Genomic DNA, 13912 nt, shown 5'->3' on the forward strand with positions numbered 1-13912 from the left:
TCAGTCAATCGACTGGCCGGGCTGAAGCTCTGTTAGAGTCGAACCGCAGCGCCATTGCTGAAATGTGACGGCACTGTAACTACATGTAACGATTCGCGAGCAGGATCGGTATTTGCTACGCAGCATGTAATGTCTCGCTAATCGGGACAGGCCAACCCGGGTTCAACGAGTCTATGGAGGTAACAATGAAGAAAGTGTCCCTGGCAGTCTTGTTTTCCCTGAGCGCAATGACCAGCGCAGCATTTGCACAATCCGATCAGGGCGTCACGATGAGTACCGATCCGGCCAAGATCTCCGATATCGAGCAGCGCGCGCAGGACCTGCAGGCACGCCAGTCGAACATGCAGAGTGAAATGCCGATGCACAAGGCTCCCATGCATCACAAGAAGCCCGGTATGAAGCATTCGAAAGGCACGGCCGAATAAGCGATCGGGCGTACGCGTCGCAACGGCGCGCAAACGTTAGCTATTTGGCAACTGTTTGGCAGACCGTTCGACAAAAAAGCCGGATACGACGCGCAAAGTGTTGTATCCGGCTTTTTTTGTTCGTGGACGACTACTTCAGGCCACGATGCCGGCAACGATACCTCCGCCGGCGCGGCGTATGCTACATTCCGCGTCGATAAATTGAATCGCACCCGTGTGCGGAGGATCGTATGAGCAACATCCAGTTGGATATCGAATGGACCGAAGCAGCATCACGCAAGATTGAAAAGCTGATGCCGCGTAACGCAAAAGACAAGGACGCGTATCTCGCGCTACCGCCCGTTGAGTGCCTGCCCATGGAAGGCGACGTGCTGTTTCTCGGCCCGGACGGCAAACAGCAACCGTTCATTGTGGCCGAGCGTCAGTATCACCATGACGGCGACGCCGACTGGACCATCATCCTGATCCTCGACGTGCCGCACGAGACCCACTAAGGTGCTGAGGCACTGAGGCACCGAGCAGCGCGAATGCATCGCCGCCCGCGTGTCTCCATTTCAGCCGCTCAGAGCTTCGCCACTACGCTGATTTCGCCGTGCTCAATCAGGTCCGGCAGCGTCTTGCCGAGCGCCTGGATGTGTGGCGTCTGATTGTGTTGCGCCAGTGCCGCCTCGCTCAGCCAGCGCTCGAAGAATACAAAGCGGCGTGGCTCCTTGATATCGCGATGCAGGTCGTACTGGAGCGCCCCGGGTTCTTTGAGGGTCGGCGCCACGATACCCTGCAGCGCCTCCTTCAGCTTGTCTTCGTTTCCCGGCTTGGCGACGAATGTTGCGACCACGGCGATTTCCGTCATGACTTGACTCCAGATTAAAGAATCGAGCATAACGTCGACGCCGCACATTCGCTGAAAACGGCCTTTGCGTGCGCCCAGAAAAAAGCCCGCGTTCCCTTGGGGAGCGCGGGCAAAAGCCGTCGCCCTACGAGGATAGGCGACGGGGCCATCGAGATCCGCTTGGCCAGCGGATCGCAATTCGTGAAAGAAAATTGGTGACGTATGGTGGCGGTGACGCAGGGCGCCGCTTCACCGCGGACGCCATGCAGATTGCATGCCACAGTTGCAATGTAATCCCTATGCAGTTGATTCCTATAAGCTTTCCCGCACATAAAAAAGCAGAAACAGCGCGCGAACCCAACAATGTAACTACTTGCTAACGCGCCGCCGACATCAGGAAAGGATTGCTTCCTTCCCCGCAGTCCTTCGCAAGAAGCGTAACGCGGAGACACCGGTTACTCGCGCGTGTTACCGCGCATTTCAATACAAAAGTTTAATCAAATGCTTCAAGTAATCTTCTGCGCATAAAAAAACCCGCCTGAACTTCAGGCGGGTTGGTCATATTGCGAGCTGTCTTTCAGTGACATTCAGCTTGCCGATTCAGTCCCCCGAATCCGCTTGCCGAAGACCGCCATGTGCGTTAGCGCAACTGGTCGTCGAGCAAGCCCATGATCTGGCGAGCTTGCGGCGAGGAGTCGACGTTGCCCTTGCTGTCGATGATCGACACACGCGTCTGCGTCTCCGTCAACGCGCGCACGTTGATTTCGTAGTTCTTCGCCAGCTTCTCTTTCTTGCCATGGAAGACCTGGTTCCAGAAGCCCTGCTCCGCCGACGTCAAGTCCTTCGGGTCGACATAGCGGACGAAATAAATGCCGCGGCCACGATCGCGGTCGTCGACGGTAAAGTTCGTACGGTCCAGCGCCAAACCCACTCGCAGCCAGGCGCGATCGTAGGGCTCAGGCAGGTTGATCTCCACCGAGTTGGCTTCCGGCACCACGTCTTCCTGGATGGGCGTCTGTGCCGCAAGGGCGACGTTCTGTGCAGCCCGCTGTGCCGAAGTAGCGGACGACGGCGAGCTTGCTGCCGCCGCAGCCATGGCAGCGTCGGTCGCGCCGGTCTGGCCGCTAGCCTGACGAGCATCAGCCAGCGCCAGGTTCGCCATCAGGCGTTTCAGGTATTCGCCTTCCAGCGCCGGGTCGTTCGGCTTGGCCTGCCACTGGCTTTGATCGTTATTGGTTCCCGTCAGCGCTTCGCGCATGCCCTTCTGGCTGATGAACACATATGTACCGCCGTTCGGCGCTGCCTCGAGCCGGGTGCGGTATTTGTTGCGCTCGGCCGCAACGTACGAGTTGCCTGTTGCCATTGAAAGCGTGTTGCGAATCAGCCCGTCTGAAATATTCGGGTGTGTTTCGTTCCAGTCGGTTTCCATGACGCCCTTGTCACGCGCATCCACGACAAGCAGAAAACCCTGTTCCTGCCAGAAACGACGAATCTGCGGCCAGACCTGGTCTGGCGCTTTGGTGTCGATAACCAGCCAGCGCTCCGTGCCGTCACGCTGAATATGCATGCCTGACACGGGCGGGATGACCGTGGGCGCGTTCGGCGCGGCCTTCTGCACTTGCTGGAGGTCCGAAAGCGAAGCCTGCCCGCCCTGAGGCGGTAACGACCGCTGATCCCCCGTTTCGTCGAGCAGATTGGGCGGGACTGCAAGAGACGCCTGTTTTGACCGGGAATCGCTCTTGTAATTGATTGCATCGGGAGACGACGTACCGCATCCGGCAACAAGGCCTCCCACCATCAAGAGGGCTGCGACCTTCAAAGCCGGCTTGTTCACACGAAAATCTGTCATGTTTGGGAAATCCTTCCGCTACGCCACGGCGTTTTCCGTGGATCAACCAAGCATTTTACCGGTCCCGCGCGTCGCCGTGCAAAAACAGTGCCCCTGACGCTGTAAGTCCCGGAGGACACGGGACGCGCGGCGTGCCCTCGGGCATGTCTTCCCTGCCCGGGAATTTGCTCGCGCATCGTGTTACCGGGACACCGGCCGAGACGTTTCAGCACACTTTCGAACCTCCGTTTCTGCAACCCGCCCTGCTTTCGTTTCTCGTCCCCCAAAAGGCCACTTCCATCTCATAAATCCAGCAATAGCAAAGACGAGATATACGGGAAGTGTCACCCGCGTATCCTGATCAAGCTAAATCAAAGAGAACGGAAACATGGAGCACGTGTTCAGACCAGCAACACGCGAAGAACCAAAACCCATTGCCCGAAATACAAAGACGGCGGCGTGGTGAACCACGCCGCCGTCCTGATCGAACAACATCCAACCAACATCGGATAAACCATCATCTATATGAGCATGACCTGCAGTGAGGCCCGGCTCCCTATTTCGCTTATCGGTCAGGACGAGCGCTATGCCGCGCGATCGTCCTCATCGAAGATTTTTTGCGCCAGATGGAACGCCGAATTTGCCGCCGGCACTCCGCAGTAAATAGCGGTCTGCAGCAGCACTTCCTTGATTTCCTCACGCGTGACGCCATTGTTTTTCGCCGCCCGCAAATGCAGCGCGAGCTCTTCGCTGCGGTTGAGGGCGACCATCATCGAAATGGTCAGGAGGCTGCGCGTGTGGCGCGGCAGGCCGGGGCGGGTCCAGATATCGCCCCATGCGTAGCGCGTGATCAGGTTCTGGAATTCGGTCGTGAGATCCGTGCGGTTCTCGAGCGAGCGCGTGACGTGCGCATCGCCAAGCACTTGGCGACGCACATTCAAGCCCGCTTCGTAACGTTCGTCTTCGGTCATCTCAGGCTCCCAGGAACCCGAGCAGCGTTTTCGTGTACACGTCCGCTTGCTCGATATTCGACAAGTGCGCGGCATCGAGTTCGACATAACGAGAGCCCGCGATGTATCCGGCCAGTTCGCGCCCTTGTGCAGCAGTCGTGGACAGGTCGTGCGTGCCCGAAATGACCAGCACCGGCGCCTTGATGGTCTTCGCTTCTTCGCGAGCATCGGCGTCGCGGATCGCTTCGCAATTCGACGCATAACCTTCGCCCGGCGTGTGGCGGAATACGTCGCGAATGCCGGACAGCAAAAGCGGCTGCGCCGCCATGAAACCAGCCGTGAACCAGCGCGGCAGGACGGCGTCGGCCAATGCAGGCATGCCACCCTCCTCGCGAGCTTTCGCCGCCCGGGGCGTCCAGATTGCGTCCGAGCCGATCAGCGCCGCTGTATTTGACAGCACCACGCGCTCGAAGCGCTCCGGGTGGCGTGCCGCGAGCGCAATGCCGGTCAGCCCGCCCATTGAGAGGCCGCAATAGTGCGCGCGCTTGATGCCGAGCGTGTCGAGCAAACCGATCACGTCGCCTACGAGCTGGTCGAGCGTGTACGGCCCTTTTGGCGCGTCCGAGCGGCCGTGGCCGCGCGTGTCGTAACGCAACACGCGATATTTAGCCGCGAGCGTTTCGACTTGCGGGGTCCACATCGATACGTCAGCGCCGAGCGAATTCGACAGCACGAGCCAGGGCGCGTCGCTGCCGGCGGCGGCGTCGACGCGATAAAAGAGTTGAATACCGTTGACGGCGGCAAAAGGCATTACGGGAGACTCCTGGATGAAGGGGATCGATGCGCAAGCAGCGCGGCGTCGACAAAAGCATGCGCCTGGCCCGCGTAGTTCGCCGGGTCGAGCAAGGCTTGCAGTTCAATGAGAGAGAGTTGTTGCGTGACGCGTTCGTCGTTCGAGAGCACGTCGTAAAGCGTCGCGCCGGTGGTCACGGCTTGCTTCGATGCATGTTCCACGAGCGTATGCGCGTCGAGCCTGCCAATACGGTCGCCCAGCGCGAGCATCACAGCCTCGCCGAGAATCAACCCGTGCGTGAGATCCAGGTTGGCGGCGAGTCGCCCGGCATTCACTTCGATATTCGACACGATCGCCGTGATCTGCGCGAGCGCGCCGCCCGTCAGGCGGGCAAGGTCGGGCAACGCTTCCCATTCAGCCTGCCAGCCGCCGAGCGCGCGTTCATGTTCCTGGACCATGCCGCTGAACACGGTCGCGACCAGATTCGGCGCTCGCATTGCGGCTGTTAAAACAGCTGCACAGCCAACCGGGTTGCGCTTGTGCGGCATCGTAGATGAACCACCCTTGCCCACCGCAGCCGGCTCGGCCAGTTCGCCGACTTCCGTCTGCATCTGCAACGAGATATCGCGCGCGATTTTCCCCAGCGTACCGGTCAGCATGCCGAAACATGCCGCCGCTTCCGCAATGCGATCGCGTTGGGTATGCCACGGCAACGAGGGAAGTTGGAGGTCGAGGTCGTCGGCAAGCGAAAGCGCTACCAACGGTGCTTTGTCCCGCAGGCTCGCCAACGTCCCGGCCGCGCCGCCGAATTGCAGTGCGAGCGCGCGCGAACGGCATTGCGCAAGACGCTCGCGATGCCGCGTCAACGCATCCAGCCATTGAGCAAATTTGAGGCCGAGCGTGATCGGCAAAGCCTGTTGAAGCCAGGTCCGGCCGATCGCCGGCGTGGTCTGAAATTTCGCCGCCTGATTCGCCAGCGCGTCGCAAGCCTCATTCAACCCCGCTTCCAACAAGTCGAACGTGGAACGCAGTTGCAGGACCGTACCGGTATCGATAATGTCCTGGCTCGTCGCGCCCCAATGCACATACTTGGCGGCATCGGCGTCCTTAAGTTTGACCGCTGCGGTCAGCAACTTCACCAGCGGAATGGCGAGGTTGCCGCCGGACGCGGCTCCGGCCATCAACGCGTCGGGATCAATCAGATCAGCGTTGCAAGCAGCCACGATCGCCGCCACCGCACTCGAAGGAATCACCCCATGCTCCGCCGATGCCCGCGCAAGCGCGGCCTCGACATCCAGCATCGACTGGACGGTCTGACGTGCGGACCACACGGCATTCATCTCGCGTGTGCCGCAGATCAGGTCCGTCAGCCGTCCCGACGCCGAAAATGTCGGCTCAGACATCACACACGCTCGATAGCGATCGCAATGCCCTGACCCACGCCAATGCACATCGTGCACAGCGCGAAGCGTCCGCCCGTCCGATGCAACTGATACATCGCGGTCGTGACCAGGCGCGCGCCGCTCATGCCGAGCGGATGGCCGAGCGCGATCGCGCCGCCGTTCGGATTGACGCGGGGATCGTCATCGGCAATGCCGAGCATGCGCAGCACAGCCAGCCCTTGCGATGCAAACGCCTCGTTCAGCTCGATCACATCGAATTGATCGATGGTCATGCCCAGGCGCTTCATCAGCTTCTGCGACGCCGGCGCCGGGCCAATGCCCATCACGCGCGGCGGCACGCCGGCGGTTGCAATGCCCAACACGCGCGCACGCGGCACGAGGCCGAAACGCTTGGCGCTGTCTTCATCGGCGAGGAGCACGGCTGCTGCGCCGTCGTTCACGCCCGACGCGTTGCCCGCCGTCACCGTGCCATCGGGACGCACGACGCCCTTCAGTTTCGCCAGCGCTTCCATGCTCGTTTCGCGCGGATGTTCGTCCTGCGAGACCAGCACCGGATCGCCCTTTTTCTGCGCGATGGAAACCGGCACGATCTCCTGCGCGAGCGTTCCGTCCTTCTGCGCGCGCGACGCTTTCTGCTGGCTGCGCACAGCAAACGCGTCCTGGTCTTCGCGGCTCACCTTATAGTCGGTCGCGACGTTTTCGGCCGTCTCCGGCATCGAATCGACGCCGTACATTTTCTTCATCAGCGGATTGATGAAACGCCAGCCGATGGTCGTATCGAAGATCTCTGCCTGACGCGAAAACGCCGTGGTCGCCTTGCCCTGCACGAACGGCGCGCGGCTCATGCTTTCCACGCCGCCTGCCACCATCAGCGCGGCTTCGCCTGACTTGATCGCGCGTGCCGCCACGCCGATTGCGTCCATGCCCGATCCGCACAAGCGGTTGATGGTCGAGCCGGGAATGCCTTCGGGCAAACCGGCCAGCAACGCCGACATGCGCGCGACGTTACGGTTGTCTTCGCCGGCCTGATTCGCACAACCGAAGATCAGGTCATCGACGGCGTTCCAGTCCACCTCTTTATTGCGCTCCATCAATGCGCGCAGCGGCACGGCGCCGAGGTCATCGGCACGAACTGAGGACAAGGCGCCGCCGTAACGGCCGACCGGTGTGCGAATCGCGTCGCAAATAAAAGCTTCTTTCATGCCCATCTCCTTGACTACTCCTTGATTACGCTTCGAGCGTCGTGGCCGCGTCGAGCGGTTCAAACGTCAGCGGCACTTGCGCCAGTTTCTGCAGTTCTTCGAACGACAAGCCTTCGATAATTTCCCGCACCACGAAACCACTCGGAGTCACGTCGAACACACCGTGATCCGTGTACACGCGGTTCACGCAATTCACGCCCGTCACCGGATACGAACATTCGGCCACCAGCTTGCTTTCGCCTTGCTTCGTGAGCAACTCCATCATCACGTACACTTTTTTCGCGCCGATCGCCAAATCCATTGCGCCGCCCACAGCGGGAATGGCGTCGGGCGCACCGGTATGCCAGTTCGCCAGGTCGCCTTTCGCCGACACCTGGAACGCGCCGAGCACGCAGATGTCGAGGTGGCCGCCGCGCATCATCGCGAACGAATCGGCGTGGTGAAAATAGGCGCCCCCAGTAAGCAGCGTCACGTGCTGTTTGCCGGCGTTGATGAGCTCGTCGTCTTCCTCGCCTTTCGCCGGCGCCGGCCCCATGCCGAGCAGACCGTTTTCGCTATGCAGGAAGATTTCGCGATCTGCCGCGAGATGGTTGGCGACGAGCGTTGGCACGCCGATGCCCAGGTTCACGTAAGCGCCTTCCTGAATGTCGCGGGCGACGCGTTGCGCCATTTCGTCACGAGTCAGTTTTTTCATGTCGATGTCCTTGCTTGATGCAGCCTTCGATTTCCGTTACCGCAGCGTGCCTTGCTTAGCCGTCGCGCGAGAAACCGGATTTGCCGCGTGCACAGTTTGGGCGTTACGCCCTCGTTGCCACTCTGTTTAAGCCGCCAGTTCTGCCGCGTGCACCGCTTGCGGCACTTCGATCACACGCTGCACGAAGATGCCCGGCGTCACGATGTCTTCCGGGTCCAGCGCACCGAGCGGCACGACTTGCGAGACCTGCACGATGGCGGTCTTGGCTGCCATCGCCATGATCGGCCCGAAGTTGCGTGCTGTCTTCCGATAAACGAGATTGCCCCACCGGTCGCCCTTGAATGCCTTAATCAGCGCGAAATCGGCGTGCAGCGGCGCTTCGAGCACGTAATGCCGGCCATCGATAAAACGTGTCTCCTTGCCTTCCGCCAGCTTCGTGCCATAGGCCGTGGGCGTGAAAAATCCGCCGATACCCGCGCCCGCCGCGCGAATGCGCTCGGCGAGATTGCCTTGCGGCACAAGCTCGAGTTCGAGTTCGCCCGCGCGGTACAAGCCGTCGAACACTTGCGAATCGCTCTGGCGCGGGAACGAGCAGATGATCTTGCGCACGCGTTTCGCTTTCAGGAGCGCCGCGAGGCCGGTCTCGCCATTGCCTGCGTTGTTGTTCACGATCGTCAGTTCGCGCGCGCCCTGCTCGATCAGTGCATCGATCAGTTCCGACGGCATGCCCGCCGTGCCGAACCCACCGATCATCACTGTCGCGCCGTCCTGAACGTCCTTCACCGCTGAACTCAGCGTGTCGAAAATCTTGTTGATCATGCCGTCTCTTCCTTTGACGAGTGCCGAATGCATCGAAGCCGCATTGCAACTGAATCAAAGCGCGCCGGATGACTGGATTTCGACCGGCAGCGCTTGCATTTTTTAGTTCGCTATGCGAACATCGATTCGTTTAGCGAACAAACGTCATGGTATTCCCGCATTCGTTGCGCTGTCAATGAACTTCGGGTTTGTCCCGATGCGGCCGCGATTTGCTCAACTTACAGGATGAGACAGCGATGACCACGCCTCCTGGCGAAGCCGATTTGCCTGATTCCGAGTCCCCTTCGCGGCCCGGCGATGCTTATGTGCAGTCGTTTGCGCGCGGTTTGTCGGTGATTCGCTCCTTCGATGCTACGCGTCCGGCGCAGACCTTGTCGGAAGTCGCCGCGGCCTCGGGGCTGACTCGCGCCGGCGCGCGCCGCATCCTGCTCACCCTCCAGGCGCTGGGTTATGTCGAGGCTGACGGGCGCCATTTCACGCTGACCGCGAAAATCCTGGACCTCGGTTTTGCCTACCTGACGTCGATGCCGTTCTGGAATCTCGCCGAACCGGTGATGGAGGAACTGGTAGGCCAGGTGCATGAGAGCTGTTCGGCCGCCGTGCTGAACGGAACGGAAATCGTGTACGTGCTGCGCGTGCCGACGCATAAGATCATTACGATCAATCTGTCCATCGGCAGCCGTTTACCGGCGTTCTGCACATCGCTCGGACGCGTGCTGCTTGCCGCGCTCGACGAAGACAAACTCGATGCCGTGCTTGACGCCAGTTCCCTGGAAGCCCGCACGCCGCGCACAGTCACCGATAAAACCGCGCTGAAAGCCTCGCTGGCCGTGGTACGCAAGCAAGGCTGGGCGATCGTCGACCAGGAACTGGAAGAAGGTCTCATTTCGATGTCCGCGCCTATCCGCGACCGGCAGGGACGCGTGATCGCAGCGCTGAACATCAGCGGCAACGCGCAGCGCAAGAACGCAAAGCAGATGGTGAAGGCGTTTCTGGAGCCGCTGCTGGACGCGGCCCAGCGTGTCTCCGACATGGTCGCGAGACGTGGCTAGGCGGAGGCCAATCAAATCATGCCGATGAAACCGGGGGACCTCGCGCTGCACGAGCTAGACCTGAACCTGATCCCCTACCTGGTCGCGATCGAGGAGACGCGCAACGTAAGCCGCGCAGCCGAACGGCTTGGCGTGAGCCAGCCGCGTGTCAGCACGGCGCTCGGCCGCTTGCGCGACTATTTCAGCGACCCACTGTTCGTGCGGACATCGCGCGGCATGGAACCCACGCCGCGTGCCCTGGCGCTTGTGCCCGTGGCTCGCGAGGCGTTGAACCGGATCGAGCGCGGCTTGCTCGATACCCAGCATTTCGATCCCGCCCTCACCACCGATACCTTCGCCATCGCGCTCTCGGATGTCGGTGAAATCGTGTTCTTGCCGCGCCTGTTGCAGACCCTCGCCACCGTTGCGCCGCAGGCCAACCTGCGTTCGGTGTCGCTGAAACACGATCAGGTCGAACGCGCCCTGGAAAGCGGTGACATCGATCTGGCCATTGGTTATTTCCCCGATCTCGCCGGCAACAATTTCTTCCAGCAGCGGCTCTTTTCGCATCGCTTCATCTGCCTGATGCGGCGCGATCATCCGTGCGCTCGCAGCCCCCTGACGCTCGCCCAGTACGTGGAGTACGGCCACGCAGTCGTGCGGGCCGAGGGACGCAGCCAGGAAGTCCTGGAAAACTTCCTGGACAAGAAACGTATCCGCCGCCGCGCCGTGCTGGAGACACCGCACTTCATGAGCTTGCCGTTCATTCTTTCGCGCACCGACCTGATTGCGACGGTGCCGCACGCCATCGGCTATGCGTACGTGACAGAACATGCGTCCATCACGCTGGCCGAACCGCCGCTGCCCTTGCCGAACTTCGATCTGAAGCAGCACTGGCATCGCAAGTTTCATAACGATCCACGGATCATGTGGCTGCGCAGCGTGGTCGCCGCGCTCTTCAATGATGAACTCGATGAATGGCCCAAGCGCCCCGGGCGCGCGCGGCATGAAGACAAACGCCGCTAAACTGGGGACTTCGTTTCCCGTCAGGAAAGTGTCATGGATGCATTAACCAGTCTGCGGGTATTCCGGGACGTCGTTGAAGCCGGCAGTTTTGTCAAAGCCGCCGAGCGTCTCGATATCTCCACGGCGATGACCAGCAAGCACGTCGCTAATCTGGAACGGCAACTTGGCGTGCGCTTGCTGAACCGGACGACGCGTCATCTGAGCCTCACGGAAGCCGGCAGCGTTTATTACGAGCAGTGCCGGGAGGCGCTGGATATCCTGCAGGCCGCTGAAGCGGCGGTCGGCTCGCAGACCGACCAACCGCGCGGCGTGCTCAAGATCACGGCGCCGGGCTGGTTCGCAACCGCGAAGTTCGCCGATATTCTGGTGGCCTATCGCGCGCGTTATCCGGACGTGCTGATTGATCTGCGACTGGAAAACCGCTTTGCCGACCTGGTGGAAGAAGGATATGACATGGCGTTGCGGGCGACGTCGGAACCCTCTCCCACGATGATTGTGCGACCGCTCTGCAGAGTGCCGTTCGTGCTGGTGGGCTCGCCCGAGTATCTGAAGCGGCGGGGTTATCCGCGGCATCCCAGCGAACTCAGCGAACGTCATGAAATCGTGCTGCCGTCGTACACCAGTGTGGATACGGTTGAGTTCTCCGGTCCCGATGGTGTTTTCGCGGTGAAAAACAGCCCTGTGCTCAAGACCAACGACAGTTCCATGTCGCTGCAACTTATACGCGCGGGAATTGGCCTTGCCTACCTTCCCGAATGGATCGTCGCGCAGGAATTGGCGTCGGGCGCGCTGACGCGCCTTTTCCCCGATTACGCGACCTTCGCGCCTCGCGTGTACGCCGTTTACACGAGCCGTAAATACATGACGACGAAGGTGCGGACGTTCATCGATTTCGTCTCCGAAGCGCTCGCCGCCGATGACTCCGTCGACGGCTCCATGCCGCGACCGGTGGCCCCCGTCCGCTCGCGCGGGTCTTCGCCGGAGCCTCGAAAACTAGGATAAATCGTATTCAAATCACGTTACCGCTCGTGTGAAGATCGCGCCACTTCGCTCGTTCGGCTCTCCGGAACCGACGAGTGACGACTCCTTTCTTCCACCAAGATTACCAAGCGGGCGTGAGATGAATTTCCCCTGGTTTCCATTGATCGTCAATTTCTTGCTGTTGGCGTTGTTTGTGTTTGTCTGCAATACGTTGAACACAGGACGCCGTACGTCGACGTTGAACGGCGCGCTGATTTTCATCGGCTTCTGCTGTCTGGCAATGCTGCTGGACTTCACTCTGACCTTCGTTTTCGCGTCGGCCACCACCACCGATCGTGAGCGGTACATCGATCTATCGTCGTTATCCGCTTGCGGCGAACGTGCCCTGGCTTACGCGATTCCTTGTGCTGTCGCGGCCGTGATGGCTTTGAGATTTCGCGTGAGGAGCCGAAACCCGGTCGAACCATCGGTGATCATCCATACGTCCGAATACACGCAATCCGAGTTGCGCTATTGAGTGTGGGCGCGGTCAGGCTAAGCCGAACCGCGGAGCCGTGTTCCGGCATCTGTCACGGTGGCGGAATGAACGCCATTTGCTCGATGGAAGAGTGAAACTGACGGGCTTTTGCTTCAAAGATGAGTCCGCAGGTTCTAAAACGTCAGAGTGTCTGATATACTTTTCCTCTTTCGGGGCGTAGCGCAGCCTGGTAGCGTACCTGCATGGGGTGCAGGTGGTCGGAGGTTCAAATCCTCTCGCCCCGACCAGTAATTCAGTAGAAGAATCAAGGACTTAGCCTTAACGGGCTAGGTCCTTTTTTCTTATGTGTAGTTCGACCCCAACATTGACCCCAACACAGCGCCGGTCTGGCGGGCCTCGTAAGCCGTGTTGGAAAACGGAATTAATGAGACCCAGACTGATTTTCGTGAGACGGACAAAACCGAAGCGGTAAGACTTGCGGGAAAAGTGGATGACTACTGCGCGATACTAACGCCCCGCCCTGAGGCAGCGAATGTGTCCTTCGCTCAGCGCGGCCAACGCATTCACGCGTCGCGGTAGCAGAAGTTACGGCCATTCAATTTAAGCGCAGCCACCGGACAAAGTCCAAACCGAGAGCCCGCACGCTCAGGCAGCAATTTGTCACCTTCGCTCCCATGGCATGCGCAATTTCATTCCAGATCGAAGGCGCCCGCTTCGAGATCTTTCCTGAAATGCTCTAGCCAGTCGCCTTCGTCGCCGATTCTGTATTCCTTCGCCACCCGCGTCGATAGCCTGGTAATGACGACATAGCCCTGCAGACCGAAATTCTCGTCGCCTTTGGGATCCGTCGTATCCGTTTCCTGAAGACTGAAATCATCTCTTGCCAGACCAATTCGTTCCAAGGTCGCAAGAAACTCCTTGTGTTCATCCGGTTCGATTAGTCGCATCTTCAGCCCCTCGTGTGTCCGATGGAAATATCGCGGCCCCGTGTGTCGATGGGCCGAGACTGGCGCTCAAGTGTAGAAAACGCACGCAGCAGCGATGAGAGAAACTTCGCAATCGGCCCCGCTAGCCCTACCGCTTGGGCCCTTTCATAATTTCCGACTCCATCGCGGCGCTCCACTCCTCGCTCGCCTCGGTAGGATCCATCTCTTCTTCAACGGAACCCATTGCGCGCTCGGCGGCCGCTTTCGTCCTCTCTACCGAGGCATCGAATCCGTCGTTGTCGTCACCTGGGGGTTGCAGCATGTCCTTAAGCATCGCGCTTAGCCCCGGCGTGTCCCAAGGCAGGCCTGCTACGTCTCCAACTTAATGTAATGCCTCACTTCCACGCCCTGCTCCGGGATCAAGGGTAACCACCGAAAGGCGGTATCAGGGTCAAGGTCTGTCATGGCTTTCTCCAGCGTGCGGCTTCCTTTTTAGTGTAGCGCCGTCGCGGATCCGTGCTGCCGGG

General features: G+C 60.2%; 15 protein-coding genes, 1 tRNA gene and 1 pseudogene. 7 read left to right on the forward strand and 10 right to left on the reverse strand.

The window, feature by feature from the left end; translation table 11 throughout:
- Nucleotides 1-185: 185 nt before the first annotated feature.
- Both ABH944_RS04630 and ABH944_RS04635 read left to right on the forward strand, forming a co-directional pair.
- Entirely contained in the window at nucleotides 186-425 is a 240-nt protein-coding gene (locus ABH944_RS04630; RefSeq protein ID WP_404604373.1) for a hypothetical protein, read from the forward strand.
- 230 nt (nucleotides 426-655) lie between these two features.
- Nucleotides 656-919, forward strand: a complete 264-nt coding sequence (locus ABH944_RS04635) for a hypothetical protein (RefSeq protein WP_031358965.1) — start codon at nucleotides 656-658, stop codon at nucleotides 917-919.
- Between the two features lie 68 nt (nucleotides 920-987).
- Here ABH944_RS04635 and ABH944_RS04640 read toward each other — a convergent pair whose 3' ends face one another.
- The 8 genes from ABH944_RS04640 to ABH944_RS04675 all read right to left on the reverse strand — a co-directional run bounded on the left by ABH944_RS04640 (nucleotide 988) and on the right by ABH944_RS04675 (nucleotide 8943).
- Nucleotides 988-1275: a putative quinol monooxygenase gene (locus ABH944_RS04640; RefSeq protein ID WP_404604372.1), complete on the reverse strand. Its 288-nt coding sequence runs from the start codon at nucleotides 1273-1275 to the stop codon at nucleotides 988-990.
- Nucleotides 1276-1894: 619 nt separating this feature from the next.
- Nucleotides 1895-3103 (reverse strand): outer membrane protein assembly factor BamC, encoded by a 1209-nt coding sequence (gene bamC / locus ABH944_RS04645; RefSeq protein WP_404604371.1) that lies wholly within the window; start codon nucleotides 3101-3103, stop codon nucleotides 1895-1897.
- Between the two features lie 563 nt (nucleotides 3104-3666).
- Entirely contained in the window at nucleotides 3667-4053 is a 387-nt protein-coding gene (gene pcaC, locus ABH944_RS04650; RefSeq protein WP_404604370.1) for a 4-carboxymuconolactone decarboxylase, read from the reverse strand.
- Nucleotide 4054: 1 nt separating this feature from the next.
- Nucleotides 4055-4843 (reverse strand): 3-oxoadipate enol-lactonase, encoded by a 789-nt coding sequence (gene pcaD / locus ABH944_RS04655; protein WP_404604369.1) that lies wholly within the window; start codon nucleotides 4841-4843, stop codon nucleotides 4055-4057.
- A complete protein-coding gene (locus ABH944_RS04660; protein WP_404604368.1) occupies nucleotides 4843-6228 on the reverse strand; it encodes a 3-carboxy-cis,cis-muconate cycloisomerase in 1386 nt (461 codons plus the stop codon). Before ABH944_RS04660 ends, pcaD begins: the two co-directional genes overlap by 1 nt.
- Nucleotides 6228-7430, reverse strand: coding sequence for a 3-oxoadipyl-CoA thiolase (pcaF, locus tag ABH944_RS04665; protein ID WP_404604367.1), 1203 nt, complete (start codon nucleotides 7428-7430; stop codon nucleotides 6228-6230). The genes ABH944_RS04660 and pcaF overlap by 1 nt, the downstream gene beginning before the upstream one ends.
- Before the next feature lie 25 nt (nucleotides 7431-7455).
- The gene (locus tag ABH944_RS04670) at nucleotides 7456-8124 is read right to left on the reverse strand and encodes a 3-oxoacid CoA-transferase subunit B (RefSeq protein WP_404604366.1); all 669 of its coding nucleotides are present in this window, start codon (nucleotides 8122-8124) and stop codon (nucleotides 7456-7458) included.
- A gap of 126 nt (nucleotides 8125-8250) precedes the next feature.
- Nucleotides 8251-8943 (reverse strand): 3-oxoacid CoA-transferase subunit A, encoded by a 693-nt coding sequence (locus tag ABH944_RS04675; protein WP_404604365.1) that lies wholly within the window; start codon nucleotides 8941-8943, stop codon nucleotides 8251-8253.
- Nucleotides 8944-9179: 236 nt separating this feature from the next.
- Between ABH944_RS04675 and ABH944_RS04680 the strand changes: the two genes are divergently transcribed.
- The 5 genes from ABH944_RS04680 to ABH944_RS04700 all read left to right on the forward strand — a co-directional run bounded on the left by ABH944_RS04680 (nucleotide 9180) and on the right by ABH944_RS04700 (nucleotide 12746).
- On the forward strand, nucleotides 9180-9995 hold the full coding sequence (locus tag ABH944_RS04680; RefSeq protein ID WP_404604364.1) for an IclR family transcriptional regulator: 816 nt from the start codon (nucleotides 9180-9182) through the stop codon (nucleotides 9993-9995).
- A 24-nt stretch (nucleotides 9996-10019) separates the two neighbouring features.
- Nucleotides 10020-11000, forward strand: coding sequence for a LysR family transcriptional regulator (locus ABH944_RS04685; protein WP_404604707.1), 981 nt, complete (start codon nucleotides 10020-10022; stop codon nucleotides 10998-11000).
- Nucleotides 11001-11033: 33 nt separating this feature from the next.
- Nucleotides 11034-12002 carry a LysR family transcriptional regulator gene (locus ABH944_RS04690; protein ID WP_404604363.1) on the forward strand — a complete coding sequence of 323 codons (969 nt, stop codon included), beginning with the start codon at nucleotides 11034-11036 and terminating at the stop codon, nucleotides 12000-12002.
- Nucleotides 12003-12120: 118 nt separating this feature from the next.
- The gene (locus ABH944_RS04695; RefSeq protein ID WP_404604362.1) at nucleotides 12121-12498 is read left to right on the forward strand and encodes a hypothetical protein; all 378 of its coding nucleotides are present in this window, start codon (nucleotides 12121-12123) and stop codon (nucleotides 12496-12498) included.
- A gap of 171 nt (nucleotides 12499-12669) precedes the next feature.
- A tRNA-Pro gene (locus ABH944_RS04700) sits at nucleotides 12670-12746 on the forward strand.
- 402 nt (nucleotides 12747-13148) lie between these two features.
- On the opposite strand, the gene ABH944_RS04705 is transcribed toward ABH944_RS04700, so the two are convergent.
- Together ABH944_RS04705 and ABH944_RS04710 are read right to left on the reverse strand one after the other, a co-directional pair.
- Nucleotides 13149-13406, reverse strand: coding sequence for a transcriptional regulator (locus ABH944_RS04705; protein ID WP_404604361.1), 258 nt, complete (start codon nucleotides 13404-13406; stop codon nucleotides 13149-13151).
- Between the two features lie 127 nt (nucleotides 13407-13533).
- Nucleotides 13534-13850 (reverse strand): annotated as a pseudogene (locus tag ABH944_RS04710) (hypothetical protein).
- Nucleotides 13851-13912: the final 62 nt, after the last annotated feature.

The organism is Caballeronia udeis (assembly GCF_044909315.1).
GTDB classification, from domain to species: Bacteria; Pseudomonadota; Gammaproteobacteria; order Burkholderiales; family Burkholderiaceae; genus Caballeronia; species Caballeronia udeis_A.

Coding starts and splice junctions, on each gene's coding strand:
- ABH944_RS04630 (WP_404604373.1), top strand. CDS start 186: ATGAAGAAAGTGTCCCTGGCAGTCTTGTTTTCCCTGAGCGCAATGACC.
- ABH944_RS04635 (WP_031358965.1), top strand. CDS start 656: ATGAGCAACATCCAGTTGGATATCGAATGGACCGAAGCAGCATCACGC.
- ABH944_RS04640 (WP_404604372.1), bottom strand. CDS start 1,275: ATGACGGAAATCGCCGTGGTCGCAACATTCGTCGCCAAGCCGGGAAAC.
- bamC (WP_404604371.1), bottom strand. CDS start 3,103: ATGACAGATTTTCGTGTGAACAAGCCGGCTTTGAAGGTCGCAGCCCTC.
- pcaC (WP_404604370.1), bottom strand. CDS start 4,053: ATGACCGAAGACGAACGTTACGAAGCGGGCTTGAATGTGCGTCGCCAA.
- pcaD (WP_404604369.1), bottom strand. CDS start 4,843: ATGCCTTTTGCCGCCGTCAACGGTATTCAACTCTTTTATCGCGTCGAC.
- ABH944_RS04660 (WP_404604368.1), bottom strand. CDS start 6,228: ATGTCTGAGCCGACATTTTCGGCGTCGGGACGGCTGACGGACCTGATC.
- pcaF (WP_404604367.1), bottom strand. CDS start 7,430: ATGAAAGAAGCTTTTATTTGCGACGCGATTCGCACACCGGTCGGCCGT.
- ABH944_RS04670 (WP_404604366.1), bottom strand. CDS start 8,124: ATGAAAAAACTGACTCGTGACGAAATGGCGCAACGCGTCGCCCGCGAC.
- ABH944_RS04675 (WP_404604365.1), bottom strand. CDS start 8,943: ATGATCAACAAGATTTTCGACACGCTGAGTTCAGCGGTGAAGGACGTT.
- ABH944_RS04680 (WP_404604364.1), top strand. CDS start 9,180: ATGACCACGCCTCCTGGCGAAGCCGATTTGCCTGATTCCGAGTCCCCT.
- ABH944_RS04685 (WP_404604707.1), top strand. CDS start 10,020: ATGAAACCGGGGGACCTCGCGCTGCACGAGCTAGACCTGAACCTGATC.
- ABH944_RS04690 (WP_404604363.1), top strand. CDS start 11,034: ATGGATGCATTAACCAGTCTGCGGGTATTCCGGGACGTCGTTGAAGCC.
- ABH944_RS04695 (WP_404604362.1), top strand. CDS start 12,121: ATGAATTTCCCCTGGTTTCCATTGATCGTCAATTTCTTGCTGTTGGCG.
- ABH944_RS04705 (WP_404604361.1), bottom strand. CDS start 13,406: ATGCGACTAATCGAACCGGATGAACACAAGGAGTTTCTTGCGACCTTG.